The 17785-nt window shown below is 68.4% G+C and carries 18 protein-coding genes; 4 read left to right on the forward strand and 14 right to left on the reverse strand.

The features are described 5' to 3' along the window. The 4 genes from VDQ18_RS16475 to VDQ18_RS16490 all read right to left on the reverse strand — a co-directional run. On the reverse strand, positions 1-1180 hold a 1180-nt coding region (locus VDQ18_RS16475; RefSeq protein ID WP_323022007.1), incomplete at its 3' end, for a glutamate--cysteine ligase. Positions 1181-1237: 57 nt separating this feature from the next. Continuing rightward, on the reverse strand, positions 1238-1753 hold the full coding sequence (locus VDQ18_RS16480) for a hypothetical protein (RefSeq protein ID WP_323022008.1): 516 nt from the start codon (positions 1751-1753) through the stop codon (positions 1238-1240). Beyond that, positions 1750-2613 carry an N-acetyltransferase gene (locus VDQ18_RS16485; protein WP_323022009.1) on the reverse strand — a complete coding sequence of 288 codons (864 nt, stop codon included), beginning with the start codon at positions 2611-2613 and terminating at the stop codon, positions 1750-1752. Before VDQ18_RS16485 ends, VDQ18_RS16480 begins: the two co-directional genes overlap by 4 nt. Before the next feature lie 153 nt (positions 2614-2766). Next, positions 2767-3519: a 16S rRNA (uracil(1498)-N(3))-methyltransferase gene (locus tag VDQ18_RS16490; RefSeq protein WP_323022010.1), complete on the reverse strand. Its 753-nt coding sequence runs from the start codon at positions 3517-3519 to the stop codon at positions 2767-2769. A 12-nt stretch (positions 3520-3531) separates the two neighbouring features. On the opposite strand from VDQ18_RS16490, the gene ubiA reads away from it, so the two are divergent. From ubiA to VDQ18_RS16510, 4 genes are all read left to right on the forward strand, one after another. Further along, entirely contained in the window at positions 3532-4536 is a 1005-nt protein-coding gene (gene ubiA / locus VDQ18_RS16495) for a 4-hydroxybenzoate octaprenyltransferase (protein WP_416235118.1), read from the forward strand. A gap of 70 nt (positions 4537-4606) precedes the next feature. Continuing rightward, positions 4607-6601 carry an OmpA family protein gene (locus tag VDQ18_RS16500; RefSeq protein WP_323022012.1) on the forward strand — a complete coding sequence of 665 codons (1995 nt, stop codon included), beginning with the start codon at positions 4607-4609 and terminating at the stop codon, positions 6599-6601. A 23-nt stretch (positions 6602-6624) separates the two neighbouring features. After that, the gene (locus VDQ18_RS16505; RefSeq protein ID WP_323022013.1) at positions 6625-6948 is read left to right on the forward strand and encodes a hypothetical protein; all 324 of its coding nucleotides are present in this window, start codon (positions 6625-6627) and stop codon (positions 6946-6948) included. 127 nt (positions 6949-7075) lie between these two features. Next, positions 7076-7702, forward strand: coding sequence for a hypothetical protein (locus VDQ18_RS16510; protein WP_323022014.1), 627 nt, complete (start codon positions 7076-7078; stop codon positions 7700-7702). 31 nt (positions 7703-7733) lie between these two features. Here VDQ18_RS16510 and VDQ18_RS16515 read toward each other — a convergent pair whose 3' ends face one another. The 10 genes from VDQ18_RS16515 to VDQ18_RS16560 form a co-directional block, all read right to left on the reverse strand. Continuing rightward, positions 7734-8174, reverse strand: coding sequence for a molybdenum cofactor biosynthesis protein MoaE (locus tag VDQ18_RS16515; protein WP_323022015.1), 441 nt, complete (start codon positions 8172-8174; stop codon positions 7734-7736). 3 nt (positions 8175-8177) lie between these two features. After that, complete coding sequence (gene moaD, locus VDQ18_RS16520) at positions 8178-8429, reverse strand: molybdopterin converting factor subunit 1 (RefSeq protein ID WP_323022016.1); 252 nt, start codon at positions 8427-8429, stop codon at positions 8178-8180. Next, positions 8426-9094: a CDP-diacylglycerol--glycerol-3-phosphate 3-phosphatidyltransferase gene (gene pgsA / locus VDQ18_RS16525; RefSeq protein WP_323022017.1), complete on the reverse strand. Its 669-nt coding sequence runs from the start codon at positions 9092-9094 to the stop codon at positions 8426-8428. The genes moaD and pgsA overlap by 4 nt, the downstream gene beginning before the upstream one ends. A gap of 1402 nt (positions 9095-10496) precedes the next feature. Continuing rightward, positions 10497-11876: a PAS domain-containing protein gene (locus VDQ18_RS16530; protein WP_323022018.1), complete on the reverse strand. Its 1380-nt coding sequence runs from the start codon at positions 11874-11876 to the stop codon at positions 10497-10499. A gap of 75 nt (positions 11877-11951) precedes the next feature. Continuing rightward, positions 11952-13802 (reverse strand): excinuclease ABC subunit UvrC, encoded by a 1851-nt coding sequence (uvrC, locus tag VDQ18_RS16535; RefSeq protein WP_323022019.1) that lies wholly within the window; start codon positions 13800-13802, stop codon positions 11952-11954. 301 nt (positions 13803-14103) lie between these two features. Then, entirely contained in the window at positions 14104-14886 is a 783-nt protein-coding gene (locus tag VDQ18_RS16540; protein ID WP_323022020.1) for an SDR family oxidoreductase, read from the reverse strand. A 7-nt stretch (positions 14887-14893) separates the two neighbouring features. Continuing rightward, complete coding sequence (locus tag VDQ18_RS16545; RefSeq protein WP_323022021.1) at positions 14894-15826, reverse strand: calcium/sodium antiporter; 933 nt, start codon at positions 15824-15826, stop codon at positions 14894-14896. Continuing rightward, the gene (locus VDQ18_RS16550; protein ID WP_323022022.1) at positions 15823-16026 is read right to left on the reverse strand and encodes a hypothetical protein; all 204 of its coding nucleotides are present in this window, start codon (positions 16024-16026) and stop codon (positions 15823-15825) included. The genes VDQ18_RS16545 and VDQ18_RS16550 overlap by 4 nt, the downstream gene beginning before the upstream one ends. Then, positions 16026-16835: a S49 family peptidase gene (locus VDQ18_RS16555; protein ID WP_323022023.1), complete on the reverse strand. Its 810-nt coding sequence runs from the start codon at positions 16833-16835 to the stop codon at positions 16026-16028. The genes VDQ18_RS16550 and VDQ18_RS16555 overlap by 1 nt, the downstream gene beginning before the upstream one ends. 81 nt (positions 16836-16916) lie before the next feature. Beyond that, positions 16917-17510: an aspartate carbamoyltransferase catalytic subunit gene (locus VDQ18_RS16560; protein WP_323022024.1), complete on the reverse strand. Its 594-nt coding sequence runs from the start codon at positions 17508-17510 to the stop codon at positions 16917-16919. Positions 17511-17785: the final 275 nt, after the last annotated feature.

The raw sequence follows: 17785 nt of genomic DNA on the forward strand, positions 1-17785 counted from the left end.
TCGTCACCAGCTCCCGCGCGAGGTCGAGCATCTTCACGCCATGCGTCTCGGCCTGCAGCCCGTCGATGCTGGCGGCCTTGCGCAGCGCCTCGCGGGTTTCGGCGTCCCAGCTCTTGCAGAGATCCCAGGCCGCATCGAGCGACGATTGGTTGTAGAGCAGCCCGACCCAGAAGGCGGGCAGCGCGCAAAGGCGGCGCCACTGGCCGCCATCGGCGCCGCGCATCTCCAGGTATTTCTTCAGCCGCGCCTCGGGGAAGATGGTCGTCAGATGATCGGCCCAGTCCGAGAGCGTCGGCACCTCGCCCGGTAGCGCCGGCAACTGCCCTTTCAGGAAATCGCGGAAGGACTGGCCCAGGGCATTGATATACTTGCCGTCGCGGTAGACGAAATACATCGGCACATCGAGCGCGTAATCCACATAGCGCTCGAACCCCATCCCGTCCTCGAAGGCGAAGGGCAGGGTGCCGGTCCGCGCCGGGTCGAGGTCGCGCCAGATGCGCGAGCGCCAGGATTTGTGGCCGTTCTCCTTGCCCTCGAAGAAGGGGGAATTGGCGAAAAGCGCCGTGGCCACCGATTGCAGCGCCAGCGACACGCGCAGTTTCTGCACCATGTCGGCCTCGGACGAGAAATCGAGGTTCACCTGCACGGTGCAGGTGCGCCGCATCATCTGCGTGCCGTGGGTGCCCACTTTCTGCATGTAGCCGTCCATCAGCCGGTAGCGGCCCTTTGGCATCAGCGGCATCTCGTCATGCGTCCAGACCGGCGCGGCGCCGAGGCCGATGAAGCCCACGCCGACCGCATCGGCAATGGATTTCACCTCGCGCAGGTGCTCGTTCACCTCGTCGCAGGTCTGATGGATCGAATCGAGCGGCGCGCCCGAGAGCTCCAGCTGTCCGCCGGGTTCGAGGCTCACGTTGGCACCGTTCAGCGTCAGGCCGATCAGTTTGTCGCCTTCCAGCACCGGCTGCCAGCCGTAACGGTCGCGCAGCCCTTCCAGCACCATGCGGATCGACCGCTCGCCGTCATAGGGCAGGGGCTTCAGGCTGTCCTTGCAATAGCCGAATTTCTCGTGCTCGGTGCCGATGCGCCAGTCGCTTTCGGGCTTGCAGCCCGAGGCGAGATATTCGGCCAATTGGTCGCGATGCTCGATCGGCCCGCCGCCGGACTGGGGGATGGACATGGGAAAAGGCGCTCCGGCTGGGTCTGTGTGGACCCCAGACCTGTCTCGCGACAGGGCTCAAGTCAAGAGGCGCCGATCGGGATGTCGCCAGACCAGCCGCGCGCGGGGCGCAGGACCCTGCGCCACCATGCGCAGAAGCCGGGTCATGTCGAAGCCGGGCAGCGCGGCGAAGGCATCGAACAGCGCCTCATGGCCCGAGGCGGCGCGGGGGATGACCAGCACGGTGCCGTCCTTGCCCTCGACCAGCCAATAGGCCGCATCGGCGCTGAGCGAGAGCGCGACCATCAGATCGAGCGCCAGCACCCCGCCGCCGCGCGGGCCGAAATAGCGCACCTCGCCCTCGATGACCTCGATCAGGCCCGAGCCGAGGCCCGCTGCGGTGAACTGCGCGCGCTGCACCGCGCCCAGCGTCAGGCCCGCGCCCAGCGCCGCCAGCACCCAGCCCAGCCAATGCACCGGCCCCGGTCCGGAAAAGGCCCACCAGAGCCCGGCGAGCGTCAGCATCAGCGCGGCGCCGGTCTCGGCCCAGCGGCGCAGCGCGGCGCGGGCGGCGGGGCGGATGAAGCGGCTCATGGCGCGGCCCCCGCCGGGGCATGCAGCAGCGCCAGCGTCATCTGGCCGATGCGGCGAAAGCCCAGGGCCTCGTAGCTGCGGCAGGCCGAGGGCGAGGCGGCGGCCAGCACCGCCTGCCGCACGCCATAGCGCCGCGCCTCGGCCAGATGCAGGCCGACGGCGCTGCGCGCGGCGCGGCGGTTGCGGCCTTCGGGCGGGGTATAGACGCCGCCGACCTGCACGATCTCGGGCAATTCGGCGTTGAAGGCGGTCATGGCGAGGGGGATGTCCTCCTGTTCGAAAAGCCGGACGTGATCGCCGTCGATGGCCAGATCCGCCCTGTCGCCGCCACGCTCGGCGGCCAGGGCCGGGGGCGTGTTCAGGGCGCTTTCCTCGAAATCGGTGTACCAGGCGGTCAGCAGGTCGCGGTCGCGTTCGCGCGGGCGGCGGATTGTGCCGGGGGCCAGCGTCGAGAGGTCGAGCGCGGCGAGGTCGAGGTGATAGAGCGGCTCGGTGGCGCGGTGGATGAAGGCGGCCTCAGCCAGGCCCAGGGCGCCGATCAGCGCCGCCGCCTGGGTGCTGTCGCCGCTCAGACCCGCCAGCCGCCGCCCGCCCAGCCAACGCACAAGGTCCAGCCAGTCGGCCGCCGCAGCGCGGGGGGCCTGCAGCATGGCGAAGCCTGCGTTGGTGATGCCCAGCAGGCCGGTGATCGCCCCGCCCTCGCGCAGCAGGACCAGCGAGACCGCCCGGGGCGTCCGCCGGTCGCCCAGCCCGTAGCGGCGGAGATTGGCGCGCAGCAGCATCGAGGTCGGGGCATGGGTGGCGAGGAAGGCCTCGACCTCGGGCAGGTCGGCATCGCGGGCCGGGTTCATGTCGGTCATCGGGCGGGCCTCGGAGGGAGTCTGCGAGGGATGGCGGGTTTCGGCGGCTGTGTAAAGGGAGGGCTGCGTAAAGGGAGGGGCCTGCGTAAAGGCCGGGCTGCGGCGGACGCGCTTGTTGTGCCGTCGCTGGCGTATTTTTGGCAGAATGAAGGGTCAGGTCTGGCGCGGCCAGTCGCCATGCCGGGCCTGCCAGAGGGTGAGCGCCGCCACCGCCGCGGTATCGGCGCGCAGGATGCGGGGGCCGAGCGACAGGCGGCGGATCTGCGGCAGCGCCTTGAGCCGGGCGCGTTCGGCGGGAGAGAAACCGCCCTCGGGGCCGATCAGGATGGCGGCAGGCGCGGGCGCGGGGTCGGCGAGCGTCTCGCCGGCAAGGCTCTCATCGGCCCACCAGAGGCTGCGCCCCTCGGGCCAGTCGGCCAGCAGCCGGTCGAGGCGCTGAAGCTCGGCCACCTCGGGGACGAAGGTGCCGGCGGATTGTTCGGCGGCTTCGATGGCATGGGCCTGCAGGCGGTCGCGGCGGATGCGTTCCGAATTGGTGAACTCGGTCTGCACCGGCAGGATGCGCGCCGCGCCCATCTCGACCGCCTTCTCGACGATGAAATCGGTACGGGCCTTCTTGATCGGCGCGAACAGCAGCCACAGGTCGGGCGGATCGAGCTGCGGCGCGACCGGGGCCTCGCAGGTCAGCGTGCCGCCGCGCTTGGACAGCCCCGCGATCCTTGCCCGCCATTCCCCCGCCTTGCCGTTGAAAACGGCAACCTCGGCCCCCTCGGGCATCCGCATGACATTGCCCAGGTAATGGGCCTGGTCCTGCGTCACCGCGATGTGTTGCCCTTGGCCCAGCGCTTGCTCTACATAGAGGCGCACCTTGGGGCGGGGATCGTTCCGGGACAAGTCGCTAGGCATGGACGGGAGTGTATGACCGGGTCAGGGCAAACACCAGAGGGCGGCGCGCCCGACCCGCAGGACAGATCCGCCGAGGATCGCGCGATCCAGGATCGGGTCGTGGGCAGCTGGGTCGATACCAAGGCGCCCGACGATCTGAAACCCTATCTGCGGCTCAGCCGCGCCGACCGGCCGATCGGCACCTGGCTGCTGCTTCTGCCCTGCTGGTGGGGCGTGCTGCTCGCCGCGCTCGCCTATCCCGAGACGCGGGGGGCGACGACGCTGTGGCTGATGATCGCCTGCGCGCTGGGGGCGTTCCTGATGCGGGGCGCGGGCTGCACCTGGAACGACATCACCGACCGCGACATCGACGACAAGGTGGAGCGCACGCGCAACCGGCCGCTGGCCTCGGGCGCGGTGACGGTGCGCGAGGCGCTGATCTGGATGGCGATCCAGATGGTGGCCTCGTTCCTGCTGCTTCTGACCTTCAACGGCGCGGCGATCTTTCTGGGCGTGCTGGCCCTGCTGCCGGTGGCGATCTATCCCTTCGCCAAGCGCTTCACCTGGTGGCCGCAGGCCTTTCTGGGGCTGGCCTTCAACTGGGGCGCGCTGCTGGGCTGGACGGCACAGGCCGGGCACCTCGACTGGCCGGCGGTGGTGCTGTACATCGCGGGCATCGCCTGGACGCTGTTCTACGACACGATCTATGCCCATCAGGACCGCGAGGACGATGCGCTGATCGGCGTGCGATCGACGGCGCGGCTTTTCGGCGACAATACCGAGAACTGGCTGCGGGGGTTCCTGGTCGCCTCGGTCGTGCTGATGTCGCTGGCGATCATCTACGCGCTGGCACCGCTGGCGCAGCCCTTGGTCCTGTCGCTGACGCTGGCCGGGGCCTGGGCCTTTGGCGCGCATCTCAACTGGCAGTTGCGCCGCCTTAATATCCACGATTCCGCGGTGCTGCTGAGCCTCTTCCGCTCGAACCGGGACGCCGGGCTGATCGTTGTGCTGATTCTTGCCGCAGCCTTGCTGGTATGATTGCATCGCCCCCGCGATGCGGCTAGGTCAGGCCTGACTGGCCCGGCCGGGCTGCCGATACGGATGCTCCATGTCACGAAAAACCCTGCTCGTTTCGATCGCGGCCTTCGTGGCGGCGGCGGTGCTGGCCCTGGGGACGGCGCTCTTGCTGGTCGCCCTGCTGGAACGACGGACCGCCGAAGCGCTGCAGCAGGCCTTTGCCCGGGCGCATATCGGCTGGGTGCAGGTGACGCTCGACGGGCTCAATGTGACGCTGGCGGGCACCGCGCCCGATGAGAGCGCCCGCATCAACGCGCTGCAGGTCGCGGGCGAGGTGGTGGACGCGACGCGGATCTCGGAAACCATCGCCGTGACCCAGCGCAACGCCATCGTCGCCCCGGTGTTCCGGGTCGAGATGATGCGCAATCGCGACGACCTGTCGGTCATCGGCCTGGTGCCGGCGCGGCCGGGTCGCGCGCCCATCGCCGAACGCCTGCGCGACGCGCTGCCGGATCTGGCGATCGAGGATCTGCTGCAGACCACGGATTACGCCGTGCCGGGCGGCTGGGTCGCGGCCACCGATTTCGCCGTCGCAGCGCTGGAGAAATTCGAGGTCGGGCGCATCTCGGTCACCGCCGGGCGGATCGAGGTCGAGGCGTTGGTCGACGGGCCCGAGCAACGCCGCAGCCTGGAAGAGGAACTGCGTGGCATGGCGCCGCGCGGGCAGGTGCTGACGCTCGACCTGATCGCGCCGCGCCCGGTCGCGGCCCCATTCCTGCTGCGGGTCGATGCCGAGGCGGGCGTTTTGCACGTCGGCGCCTGCAATGCCGATACCGAAGAGGCCCAGCAAACCATCGCCACCGCCCTGACCCGCGCGGGCTATACCCGTCGTCTGGTCTGCCCGCTGGCGCTGGGCGCACCCACCCCGCGCTGGGGCGAGGGGGCGGCGCTGGGCATCGCCGCGCTGGCCTCGCTGGGCGAGGGCAATCTGACCATGTCGGACGGCACGGTGATCCTGGCCATCCCGCATACCGTGTCCGGCAGCGATTTCGACCGCGCGGTCGGCACGCTGGAAACCGCGCTGCCCGAGGCGTTCAGCCTTTCCGCCCGTCACCTCGATCCGCCGCCCGAGGTCGAACCCGATGCCGATGCCGCGCCCGAGGTGCAGCTCAGGCTCACCGAAGAAGGGCGCCTGTCGCTGGCGGGCCGCCTGCCGGACGAGCGCATCCGCGCCGCGGTCGGTGCCTTCGCCGGTGCCCGTTTCGGCCGCGATGCGGTCGAGATCGGCGCGCGGCTCGACCCAGAGCTGCCCTCGGGCTGGGCGATCCGGGTGCTGACGGTGATCGAGGCGCTGGCCGAGCTGCACCATGGCGAGGCGCTGGTGCGCGCCGACAGGGTGCGGATCAGCGGTGTCTCGGGCAACCCCGATGCCCGCAGCCAGGTCACCCAGGCGCTGCTGCAGGGGCTGGGCAGCGAGGCGCGGATCGACGTGCAGGTCCGCTATGACGAGGCGCTTGACCCGGTGGCCAATGCCCCCACGCCCGACAATTGCGAGGCGCGGATCCACGACATCCTGCGCGAGACGAAGATCACCTTCGATCCGGGCTCGACCGAGATCAACGCCGACTCGGCGCCGGTCATCGACCGCATCGCCGAGGTGCTGCGCGAATGCGGCGAACTGCCCTTCGAAGTGGCGGGCTATACCGACAGCCAGGGCCGCGAGGAGACCAACCTCAACCTCAGCCAGGCCCGGGCCGAGGCGGTGATCAACGCGCTGCTGACCCGCCGGGTGCTGGTCGCCTCGCTGGTGGCGCAGGGCCATGGTGCGGCCGATCCCATCGCCGACAACCGCACCGAAGCCGGGCGCGAGGCCAACCGCCGTATCGAATTCCGCCTGATCCGCCCCGAGGCACCGCCCGAACCGATTGATCCGGCACTGGAAGCCGAGCTCACCTTCGAGGTACAATCCCCGGATGCCGACACGATCCGCCCGCGTCCGCGCCCCGGCAGCCAGGTTGCCGATGCGCCGACCATCGGCTCGGGCGACGAAGAGGCGACCGACGAGACCCCTGCCGAATCCCAATAGCCTGCCGCCCGGAGACGCCCCTCATGAACCGAACCGAATTCGTCATCGTGACCGTGATCGTACTGACCGCGGCTTTCGCGCTGGGATGGTTCGTGAACTGGCTGATCCACCGCTTCACCCGCGTCACTCAGGCCGATCTGGGCGAGCTGGAGCGCATGGCGCAATCGCTGCACGAGGCCGAGGAAACCCGCGACCAGGCCATCGCCTATATCCATCAGCGCGACGAGGAAGTCGGCCGCGAGATGGCGCAGCTGCAGGCCGAACTGCGCGCGGCGATGGACGGGCTGCGCAGCGCGCGCCACGAATCGGACATGCTGCGCCATCAGCTCGAGGCCCGCGGCAACTGAGCGGCGTGTCGTGGCTTCCCCGATGCCGGCCCCCTGTCGTCGCTACAAAACCGCGCGAGCGGGACTTGCCCGGTGTCGCGCCCCCGGGCAGAGTGGGGCCCATGTTCACGCCGCACAGGACTTCACGATGAGCAACCGATCCCGGTCACGGGTCCGGCTTCGGACCCTTCCGGCGCTTGCGCTCGCGGCGGTGATGGCCCTGCCGGGGAACGCCCCCGCCCAGGACCTGACCGAAGCCGCCACCGCCATCGAACAGCTTCTCGCCACCGGCCGCGGCCCCGAGGCCGTGGCCGCCGCCCGGATGTTCCTGCGCCATGTCACGGGCGAGGCGGGCTTCGGCGTCACCAATGCGCGTCTCACCCTGCTGCCGGCCGAAGGCTACGGCATGTTCGAGCCGCGACCGACCAATGTCTATGCCTTGGGCGAGCCGGTCTATGCCTATGTCGAGGTCTACGGCTTCTCGATGACGCCCTTGGCCAATGGGGCCAACCGGCTGCTGTTCGACGTGTCCTTCACGCTCGACAGCCCCGAGGGGCGGCAGATGACCGATGCGATGATCCCGATGGGCGAGGTGCAGCTGGACAGCTTCAGCCAGCCGGTCGACGGGTTCTTCCACCTGACCTATCGGGTGACCGGCGCCGAGGGGCCCTTCACCCTGCGCACCCATGTCGTGGACCGCGCCAGCGGCCAGACGGCGGAATTCTCGCTGCCGGTGGTCTTCGGGGCCGCCCCGGCCAGCGCCGACCGCAAGTAGCGGGCACCTGCCAGCGGATGTGAGTGGTCACTCACCAGCGCTTGAGCTGGTCCTCATCCGCGTCCCGCGCCGCCACCCAGGCCTCGCCCCCGGCGCCGAATTCCTTCTTCCAGAAGGGGGCGCGGGATTTCAGGTAGTCCATCAGGAACTCGGCCGCGGCAAAGGCCTCGCCCCGATGGCGCGAGGCGGTGGCGACCATCATGATCGCCTCGCCCGGCTGCATCGGTCCGTGGCGGTGCAGGATCAGCGCCTCGGTCAGCGACCAGCGGGCGCGGGCCTCGGCCTCGATGGCGGCCAGCGCGCGTTCGGTCATGCCGGGGTAATGCTCGATCTCCATGCCGCTCAGGCGCCCGTCCTCGTCGCGCACCAGCCCGCAGAAGGTCACCACCGCCCCGGCCCCGCCGCAGGCCGCCGCGAAGGCGTTGCACTCGGCGCCATAGTCGAAGGGCTCGGCCTGGACGCGGATCGTCATGGCTCAGCCCCCGGTCATCGGCGGGAAGAAGGCGATCTCGCGCACGCCGGCCAGCGGGGCGTCGAAATCCGACAGCTCCTGATCCAGCGCGACGCGCACCGCCTTGAGGTCGGCGAAGGCCAGCGCGTAGCGCTCCTCACGCGAGCGAAGCTCCTCGACCAGTTGGGTCACGGTGGCGGCCTCGGTCTCCAGCGTCTCGCGCGGCAGGCCGATGCGTTCGCGCAGCCAGGCGAAATAGAGGATCGTGACGTTCATTCGCTGCCATCCTTGAGGAAGGGCAGGGCCTTGCGCAGATAGTCCCAGCCGGTGATCGCGGTCAGCGCCGCGGCGATCCAGATCAGCACCAGGCCGAAGTTCCAGACCGCCTCGCCCCCCATATTGGCGATGGAGAGCAGGTTGAGTTCGGCGTCGATGCCGGTATCGGTCATCTGGGCGATGATCTGACGGTTGCGGGCCAGCGCCTGTTCGCGCACGTATTCCAGCCCCAGCGCCGCGAACAGGGTCGAGATCGCCACCATCTGCGCCGTGGTCTTCCATTTCGCCAGCTTGGTAACCGCCAGGAGGCGCGAGGTATTGCCCAGATATTCGCGGAGCCCTGAGACGAAGACCTCGCGGAACAGGATCACCGTGGCGGGCAGGATCAGATAGGGATCCATGCCCGAATAGCCGGTCAGAACCAGCAGCGCGATGACCACCATCGCCTTGTCGGCAATCGGGTCCAGCATGGCGCCCATCCGGCTTTCCTGGCGCCAGAGCCGCGCCAGATAGCCGTCGAAATAATCGGTGATCGCGGCGACCAGGAACAGGACCAGCGCGAACCAGTCGGCCCAGGGGCGGGCGAAATACAGGAACATGATCGCCACCCCGGGGGCTGCGATCAGGCGCAGGAAGGTCAGCGTGTTGGGTATCGTCCATCGCATGGCCTGTTGGTAGCCCAAGCGCATCGCCGGGAAAAGAGGCCAGTTCCCCTCGGCCCCACCCTGGGCGGCGTGTCGCAGGGCGCGGGGGAGAGGGGGGATCGGCCTGGCTGGCGAATCGCCTCGCGGGCCACTGACCAGCGCCCGGACGCTGATGCCAAGGCGTTTGCAGTGCTTGTGGGGGACTCGGCGGACGTGCAGGCGGGGATTGTCGATGATCGGTGCTCGTCCGAGTCTGGGGCGCGCGCCCGGAACGACTTGCCTCGGGCTTTCTCCCGGGCACGAGTTTCGGCCATCTGGATCGTCCCGGGGGAGCGCAAGGTGCCAATGGGGGAGAGCCCCGTGCGTCGCCTGCCAATCCACCTCCGGCAGGGTCGCCCAATTCCCTCCACGGTGGTGGGGTAGAGGCGCGCCGGTCGGATCGCGGCACCCTTCGGCCGCCGCCGTGGCCTCCGGGCGCAGGGCGTCCCGTAACAGGTTGCCGCCATGAACCTGAGGTGCGCCGCGCTGGGTCGCCGCTTCCCGCGGGTCCGCCCTCGTGAGCCTCGGGGCAAGTGGTTTGGGCCGCCAGCACTGCTGTGCGCACGGGGCAAGCGAGAGGGGAGGCAAGTGGTTGCGACCTCTGTCATCACCTCAACCCTCTCCCTCCTGCCCCCGGCACGGTCGTGGCCGCGGTATATAGTGCGCAAGCTGGCGGCGGCTCCTGCCGCGGTCCTCCTGGCTTCCGAAGGCAGCGCTCACCTGCCAAGGCGCATCCTCGATCATGGGGTTTGCCGCCCCGGGTGTTCGTGCCCCGCTTGGCCGTGCTGGAGCGCTCAGGGGGCCGCCGTGGGCTCCGGCGCAGGTATCCATGTGGCATCCGCGAGCGAGGACGGCAGCGGGCGCGCAGGCTGCGATCACCAACATCCGCCTGTCCTTGCGCCCAATCACGGGCCAGACAACAAGTCATATAGGTCAGAAGGGTAGCAGCCCCGGCCAACGTCATCGTGACTTCCTGCCAATTTACCTTGTGCCCCAGTTCGGGAACGAGCGGGGCTTGCGGGTCTGGGTGGCAGCTCCCCGAGTGGTCGTTCTCCCGATCTCAGCGCGGTCCATGTGAAACCGCAGCGCTGGCTTGAGCGCCAAGCAACTGCTCGCCGGGATCCGGGATGACACGGGCACCCGCCTCGCGACCTCTTGAGCAGCTCGTCTGGGCCTTGGAGGCGCGAGGGACGATCGCGCGAGCGTCTCAACGGCTTTCCTTTGGCGCTTTTGTCGTCGGTGGGAGTGCGCCTCCGTTCTGGTGTCGGCGTGGGGGTTCAAAGAAGTGGCGGAGCAGGGGCGTCTTGTCGCGTTTCACTGTGTCGCTGGAGACAGGTGCCCGACTTTCTCGCCCAAGCGCGAAAGGCAAGAAGGTCAGGTCCTGCTATTCGGCGGCGATGCGGTCGTTAGGGCGGGCACCTGCGGGGGAAGGTGGCGTGTCCGAGGGGGGCGCAGGGGTGCCCTTTGCCGCGCCGGTTGCGGGTGCGCGATGCGCCATGGCCTCGACCTCGGGCCGGCGGGCGACGTTGATCAGCGAGAGGCCGGTCTGGATCGCCACTGCCAGGTTCGACAGGCTTTGCAGACTCTCGGAAATCTCGGCCTGGACCGCGTCGATCTGGTCGAGCGTGGCCGAGCAGGCGGCCTCGGACACGTGGTCGCGGCGGCTTTCGACCCGGCCCAGGATGCGGATCGTATCGAGCCCCAGCACCAGACGCCGGATCTCGAAGGCCGAGGCGATCAGCGCCGCCGCGAGGCGCAGCGCTTCGGTCAGCGAGACATGGACCCGCGTCTGGCTGCTCTGGCCCAGATGCAGGACGATGTCATGCTCGGCCCGGCGCTCGACCTCGTTGGCCCCCCGGTCGGGTTTGCGGATATGGCGGGCCATTTCCAGATGCAGCCGGGCGCAGTTGGTCAGGATCAGGCTGCGGCGCACGGCGATGTCCATCTGGCCGCAGATATTCCCCTCGCCGGTAACGAAGTTCGACAGCTTTTCAGAGATGTTGTCGAAGGAAGTCTTGTAATTCATCGAAATCTGGCTGATCGGCCCGCCCTGCGGTTCCAGCCGGGCGGCGATCAGGCGCATGTTCACCGGCAGCAGCTTCAGACTGTCGAACAGGCTGACCAGCCGCGTCTGTTCCTTGAGTGCATCGCTCAGCGCCGTCACCAGACCCGAGAGATGCGTCGCCACCTTGTCCGGCGGCTTGCCCAAAGCCGCGTCGCGGGCCAGCGATTCCTCATGCAGGGCCTGGCTCATGAACTCGGGATAGGAATGGTAGCCAAGCTCCGCCAGCCGGGCGAGCAGGATCTCTGCCGAGGCCTCGGCCGACAGCTTCTCCGTCTCTTCCCGGCGGCGCAGGCGGGCGTATTCCGCGCGCATCGTGTGGAAGATCGGCGAGGAGGGCCGCATCCGCACCGAGAAATAGCCGCCGTCATAGGGGATGGCCGCGGCCAGCACCCAGTAATAGCGCCCGTCCTTCGAGCGGTTCTTGACGTAGCCGACCGCCGGTTCCCCGGCCTTCAGATATTGCCAGAAGATGTGGAAGAAGGCCTTCGGCATGTCGGGATGGCGCACGATCTTGTGCGGGGAGCCGATCAATTCCCGCCAGTCGAAGCCGCCGAGACGTTCGAAGACATCGTTCGCCGCCAGGAGGATGCCGCGTTCGTCGGTCCTGGAATAGACCAGTTCGCCCATTTCGAACGGGACTTCCTGCCCCGCGTCGCGGGGGGCGCCGGAGTGGCTGGTGGTCGGCGTGGCCTGCATCATGATCGCTAATCCGGGGCTGGGTGAGCCGCCAGAATGCCGCGGGAGTCTTTCCGCAAGGTTACCCGCGGTGCCGTCTCAGCTGCCGGTATGGAAGAAATTGTAGACAGTTTCGGCCATGGCCTGGCTGATCCCCGGCACCGCCATCAGATCGGCCAGCCCGGCCCGCGTCACCGCCTTGGCCGAGCCGAAATGCTGCAAGAGCGCGCGCTTGCGGGCGGCGCCGATGCCCGGGACCTCGTCCAGCGGGGTGCTGGTCGTGGCCTTGGCGCGGGCGGCGCGGTGGGTGCCGATGGCGAAACGGTGCGCCTCGTCCCGCAGGCGCTGGACGAAATAGAGCACCGGGTCGTTGTGGCGCAGCGCAAAGGGCCGGGCCCCGGGGCGGTGGAATTCCTCGCGCCCCAGATCGCGGTCGACGCCCTTGGCGACGCCGACGAAGGGCACGTCATCGACGCCCAACTCGGCCAGAACCTCGGCCACGGCGCTGATCTGCCCGGCGCCGCCGTCGATAAGCAAGAGGTCCGGCCAGGCCTCGGTCACGCGGCCGGGGTCCTCTTTCAGCAGGCGCTCGAACCGGCGGGTCAGCACCTCCTTCATCATGCCGAAATCGTCGCCCGGCGCGGTCTTGATGGTGAACTTGCGGTACTGGTTCTTCTGCCAGCCGTCCGGTCCCGCCACCACCATGGCGCCGACCGCATGGGCGCCCTGGATATGCGAGTTGTCGTAGATCTCGACCCGTCTGGGCGCCTCGTCCAGGTCGAAGGCTTCGGCCAGCCCCTCCAGCAGCCGCGATTGCGCGGCGCTTTCCGACATCTTGCGGCCGAGCGATTCCTTGGCGTTCCGCAACGCGTTTTCCACCAGTTCGGCCTTCTCGCCCCGCAGCGGCACGCGCAGCTCGACATTGCGGCCAGCGCGGGCGCTCAGGAGTTCGTGGATCAGATCCTCGTTGTCGATCGGATGGGACAACAGGATCTGCCGGGGCGGCGGCTTGTCGTCGTAGAATTGCGCGAGGAAGGCCTCGAGGATCTCACCCTCCTCGGCGCCCGAGCCGGTGCGGGGGTAGAAATCCTTGTTGCCCCAGGATTGGTTGGCGCGGATGAAGAAGACCTGCACGCAGGCCTGCCCCTTTTCCAGGTGCAGCGCGATGACATCAGCCTCCTCGACGCCGCGCGGGTTGATCCCCTGGCCCTGCTGCACGGCGGTGAGCGCCCGGATCCGGTCGCGCAGGGCGGCCGCGCGCTCGAATTCCATGGCCTCCGAGGCCTCCTGCATCTGCTTGGCCAGATCGGCCTGGATATGCGAGGTCTTGCCGGACAGGAAACGTTCGGCGTCCGAGACGAGGCCCGCGTAATCCTCGGGCGAGATCAGGTCGACGCAGGGGCCCGAACAGCGCTTGATCTGATAGAGCAGGCAGGGCCGGGTCCGGTTGTTGAACGACGAATCCGCGCAGGAGCGCAGCAGGAACACCTTCTGCAACTGGTTCAGCGTCCGGTTCACCGCGCCCGCGCTGGCGAAGGGGCCGAAATAGCTGCCGCGCCCGGTCCGCTTGCCGCGGTGCTTGCGGATCTGCGGGAAGGGGTGATCCTTGGAAATCAGGATGTTGGGGAAGCTTTTGTCGTCCCTGAGCAGCACGTTGTAGACGGGCTTCAACTGCTTGATCAGGTTCTGTTCCAGAAGCAGCGCCTCGGTCTCGGTGCGCGTGGTCAGGAACATCATCGAGCGCGTCTCGTGGATCATCCGGGCGATACGGCCCGAATGCCCCGAGGGGCGCGCATAATTCGACACCCGCGCCTTAAGATTGCGGGCCTTCCCGACGTAAAGCACCCGCGCCTCGGCATCCAGCATTCGGTAGACGCCGGGCGAGCCGTCGAGGGTGCGGACATAGCTGGCGATCAGCGCGTGACCGGTCAGTTCAGGGGTCTCGGTCATGGGTCGGTCTGAGTGATTCTGCTCGCTCGTTGCACTCTAGCGCCCCTGAGTTCAAGGGCAAAGGTTTCCACGGAATCTGTGGATAAGCCTGTGGAGGCCTGGCCGTGATCTGCGAAAAATCCTTGTTTCCGGCCCGATTCCGTGAACTGCCTAATAAATAGGCGATTTATCAAGTTATTGAATTTTCTTGATAAAAATATGAGACGGATGCAAGGTCCTGAAATCTCTAGGGTTTTCTTAACGAGAATGTGACAGTCAGTTTTGCGGTGGACAAGGTGACGCGGGGGCGGGCCGTGACGGGCTACTCGACCCCGATGATGTCGGGGGTCCGCCAGCCCAGATGCTGACCGCCATCGACGCAGATCAGCTGCCCGGTGACGGCCTTGGCATCCAAGAGATAGGCCAGCGCGGCGGTGATATCCTCGGGGTCCGAGCCCCGTCCCAGCACGGTATTGGCGCGCTGGCGGGCGAAATGCGTCTCGGTCTGGCGGGCGCCTTTCAGGGTCGGGCCGGGGCCTATGGCGTTCACCCGGATCGCGGGCGCCAGCGCCTGGGCCGAGGTCCGGGTCAGGGCCCAGAGGCCCATCTTGGCCAGCGTATAGGTCATGAATTCGGGCGTCGGTTTCAGGACCCGCTGGTCGATCATGTTGATGACGAGGCCGGTCGCCACCGGCTCGCCCCGTGCGTCCTGCGCGACATCCGGGGCCTGGGCAGCGAAGGCCTGGGTCAGCACGAAGGGCGCCCGCAGGTTTGAGTCCATATGCCGGTCCCAGCCGCGCCGGGTGGCGGTGCCGATCGTGTCATACTCGAAAATCGAGGCGTTGTTGATCAGCAGCGTCAGCGTCCCGCCCAGCGCCTCGGCCGCGGCGGGGAGCAGGGCCTGGGTTGCAGCCTCGTCCAACAGATCGGCCTGCAGCGTCACCGCCTTGACGCCCAGCGCGCGGCATTCCCCGGCCACCGCCTCGGCCCCCTCGCGCGAGCTGGCGTAATGAAGCGCCACGTCCCAGCCGCGCCCGGCCAGTTCCCGTGCCATGGCCGCGCCCAGCCGATGCCCCGCGCCCGTGATCAGTGCCTTGCCTGCCATGTCCGCCTCAGAAAAGGGAAACCAGATACGCGCCATAGAGCGCGATCAGCACCACGCCCGCAAGCTTGCCGATGCTGCGCCCGGTCAGCACGAAGATGCCCAGCAGCGCCGAGACGGCCAGCATGACCCAGAGGTCGACATTCAGCATCTGCTCGGGCACCGGCAGCGGCCCGACCAGCGAGGCGATGCCGATGATCCCCAGAAGGTTGAAGATGTTGGAGCCGATGACGTTGCCCATGGCCACGCCCGCCTCCTTGCGGAAGGCGGCGGCAATGGTGGTGGCAAGTTCCGGCAGTGAGGTGCCGACCGCGACCAGCGTCAGGCCGATCACCGCCTCGCTGACCCCCAGCGAGGTGGCGATGGAGGTGGCGCCGCTGACCAGCAGGTTGGCGCCGACCGGCAGGCCGATCAGCCCGCCCACCAGATAAAGCGCGATCTTCACGCCCGAGATGCTGGGGTCCGCGCCCTCAAGGTCCTCGTCGGCGCTGGCGCGGTGCGCCTGCGCCCGGCGGTAGCTGTTCCACAGCATCGCCGCCAGACCGGCCAGCAGCGCCAACCCGTGCATCCAGCCGAAGGGACCGACCCAGGCCAGCGCGATGAACAGAAGCGCCGCCCCCATCATCACCAGGAAATCATGGGTCAATTCGCGTGAAACCGGCACCACCGAGATCAGCGCGGGGATGCCCAGCACCAGCAGGATATTGGCAATGTTCGAGCCGATCACATTGCCCAGCGCCAGCGCCGGGGCGTTGTTCAGCACCGCATCGACCGAAACCAGCAGTTCCGGCGCCGAGGTGCCGAACGCCACCACCGTCAGGCCCACGATCAGGGCGGGCACGCCCAGCCTGAGGCTCAGGTTCACCGCGCCCTTGACCAGCGCATCGCCGGCCACGACCAGCAGCACCAGGCCACCGGCCACCATCAGAAGGTCGATCATCATGTCTTGTACCGGCAGTCGGGGCGCGCGCAGGGCGCCGGTTCTTGGGAAAGGTTGATGCGCTTGCAGGTCGGGCAGCGCAGCCGGTCGAGCGTGGCCGTGGGGCCGCTGCCACCGATGCGGCGGCCCGGGCGCAGGGCCTTCTGGATCATCGCCATGACGAGCATGAAGATCAGGAAAAGGATGACGACGCGCAGCAACATCAGAGGCCCAGCCGCGACCAGAGCGCCGCTTCCTCGACCCCCGCCAGCGCGTCCTGCGCCAGGCTCAGGCCGAAGCGCGACAGCAGGCGGCGGCGCGGGCCAAAGACCCGGAAGCGGATCTTCTCGCCATAACGCTCCTTCAGGACCGGCACGGCATGGCCGATGCCGTCGGCCAGCCCCAGCCGCACCGCCTCGCGTCCCAGCCAGTAGCGGCCGTCGAAGAGGTCGGTCTCGGTGCTCAGCTTGTTGCCCCGCATGTTGCGCACATGCTCGGTGAAGACGCCGTGCAGGTCTTCTAGGAGCGCGTCAAGGCGCGCGACATCCTCGGGATCTTCCGGCCGGAACGGGTCGAGCTGGCTTTTCGAGCGCCCGGCGGTATGCACCCGCCGCTCGATCCCCAGCTTGCCGATCGCCTCCTGCAGGCCGAAGCCCGAAGAGATCACGCCGATCGAGCCCAGGATCGAGGCCGCGTCGCAATGGATCGTATCGGCGGCCGAGGCGATCCAGTACCCGCCCGAGGCTGCCGCATCCTCGACAAAGGCATGGACCGGCGTCTCCGTCTCGTCCGCCAGCCGCCGGATGCGGGCGCCGATCAGCGCCGATTGCACGGGCGAGCCACCGGGGGAGTTGATCAGCAGCCCCACGGCCAGCGGCTTGCCGGAACGAAAGGCGCGTTCCAGAAGCGGCGCGGTGGATTCGTCCGACAGCCGCCCGCGGCCACCGGCGGCGATCATCCCTTGCAGACGGACGATGTTCACCCTCTTGGGGCGGCGGAAAAGCCGGGCGGGCAGGGACAGGGGCGCGTTCATCGCCCCGATGTAGGGTGGTGCCCCCGCCGCAACAACCCCTCGGGTGCGGAGTTTCCGGGGGGCCGGTCCGTGCGGGACCGATTACCCCTGCGCCGCCGGTGCCCGGGCAGGCTCCCGCCGCGCGGCGATCATCCGGTAGACGGCGCGGGCATCCTCGATCCGCTCGAAACCGGTGTTGGTGGTCGTGGTCTGGGTCCGCCTGCTGCGCCCGCCATTGCGGCTGCGCCGGGTGTACTGGCTGACGCTGACCTCGCGCTTGAAGGTCACGCTGCCCGGTGAGCCGTCCTCGAGTTCGAGGATGTTCATCTCGGCATAGGGAACGGCCTTGAGCCGCCGCCTGCCGAAGAGTTCGGTCGCGACATAGGCCTTGCGGTCGCTCAGCGTGTACCAGCTGCGCTTGCGGACGTAATCCTTGCCGAAGGGCAGGCCGAAGCTGACATAGAGGCCGACCAGCAGGAAGGGCAGGCCGAAGAGCGGGAAGATCGAGAATTCCTCCCCCCGGGTCATCATCCGGGCCATGGTGATCCAGACCAGCGAAAAGCCGGTGAAGAACAGGCCGAAGATCAGGGGAAAGCCCAGGAAATCCCCCAGCCGGACGCCGGTCACCGGCCGTCCCTGCCAGAGTATCGTCTCTCCGTCTTCCAGAATGCCTTCCCAGCCTTCGGGTATGCTCATCCCGCGACCTCCGTGCGATGGGGGGCGCCCAGGTCCGGGAGGCGACGCGGGTCGTCCTGCCGCAGGGGTGAATGGCCGGGGTTCGGGAACTCATCCCGGAGGGGCGTTGTCCGCATCGGTGCAATCCTTGGATCAATAGGCTCGACATCAATGCCCGCAGGATGCCGCGCCCCGCTGCGCGCGACAACCCCGGAATCCGCCCGTGGCTGCGGGCTGGCAGAGCGGCGGGAGGCACGCTCCCACCCGCCCACCCCGCGCGCCTCCCGCCGCGGAGA

The sequence above is a fragment of the Pararhodobacter sp. genome (assembly GCF_034676075.1).
Lineage (GTDB): Bacteria > Pseudomonadota > Alphaproteobacteria > Rhodobacterales > Rhodobacteraceae > Pararhodobacter.

What these genes read in the sequence shown, in the direction of transcription:
- VDQ18_RS16480 (WP_323022008.1), bottom strand. Translation starts at nt 1,753, where the DNA reads ATGAGCCGCTTCATCCGCCCCGCCGCCCGCGCCGCGCTGCGCCGCTGG.
- VDQ18_RS16485 (WP_323022009.1), bottom strand. Translation starts at nt 2,613, where the DNA reads ATGACCGACATGAACCCGGCCCGCGATGCCGACCTGCCCGAGGTCGAG.
- VDQ18_RS16490 (WP_323022010.1), bottom strand. Translation starts at nt 3,519, where the DNA reads ATGCCTAGCGACTTGTCCCGGAACGATCCCCGCCCCAAGGTGCGCCTC.
- ubiA (WP_416235118.1), top strand. Translation starts at nt 3,532, where the DNA reads ATGACCGGGTCAGGGCAAACACCAGAGGGCGGCGCGCCCGACCCGCAG.
- VDQ18_RS16500 (WP_323022012.1), top strand. Translation starts at nt 4,607, where the DNA reads ATGTCACGAAAAACCCTGCTCGTTTCGATCGCGGCCTTCGTGGCGGCG.
- VDQ18_RS16505 (WP_323022013.1), top strand. Translation starts at nt 6,625, where the DNA reads ATGAACCGAACCGAATTCGTCATCGTGACCGTGATCGTACTGACCGCG.
- VDQ18_RS16510 (WP_323022014.1), top strand. Translation starts at nt 7,076, where the DNA reads ATGAGCAACCGATCCCGGTCACGGGTCCGGCTTCGGACCCTTCCGGCG.
- VDQ18_RS16515 (WP_323022015.1), bottom strand. Translation starts at nt 8,174, where the DNA reads ATGACGATCCGCGTCCAGGCCGAGCCCTTCGACTATGGCGCCGAGTGC.
- moaD (WP_323022016.1), bottom strand. Translation starts at nt 8,429, where the DNA reads ATGAACGTCACGATCCTCTATTTCGCCTGGCTGCGCGAACGCATCGGC.
- pgsA (WP_323022017.1), bottom strand. Translation starts at nt 9,094, where the DNA reads ATGCGATGGACGATACCCAACACGCTGACCTTCCTGCGCCTGATCGCA.
- VDQ18_RS16530 (WP_323022018.1), bottom strand. Translation starts at nt 11,876, where the DNA reads ATGATGCAGGCCACGCCGACCACCAGCCACTCCGGCGCCCCCCGCGAC.
- uvrC (WP_323022019.1), bottom strand. Translation starts at nt 13,802, where the DNA reads ATGACCGAGACCCCTGAACTGACCGGTCACGCGCTGATCGCCAGCTAT.
- VDQ18_RS16540 (WP_323022020.1), bottom strand. Translation starts at nt 14,886, where the DNA reads ATGGCAGGCAAGGCACTGATCACGGGCGCGGGGCATCGGCTGGGCGCG.
- VDQ18_RS16545 (WP_323022021.1), bottom strand. Translation starts at nt 15,826, where the DNA reads ATGATGATCGACCTTCTGATGGTGGCCGGTGGCCTGGTGCTGCTGGTC.
- VDQ18_RS16550 (WP_323022022.1), bottom strand. Translation starts at nt 16,026, where the DNA reads ATGTTGCTGCGCGTCGTCATCCTTTTCCTGATCTTCATGCTCGTCATG.
- VDQ18_RS16555 (WP_323022023.1), bottom strand. Translation starts at nt 16,835, where the DNA reads ATGAACGCGCCCCTGTCCCTGCCCGCCCGGCTTTTCCGCCGCCCCAAG.
- VDQ18_RS16560 (WP_323022024.1), bottom strand. Translation starts at nt 17,510, where the DNA reads ATGAGCATACCCGAAGGCTGGGAAGGCATTCTGGAAGACGGAGAGACG.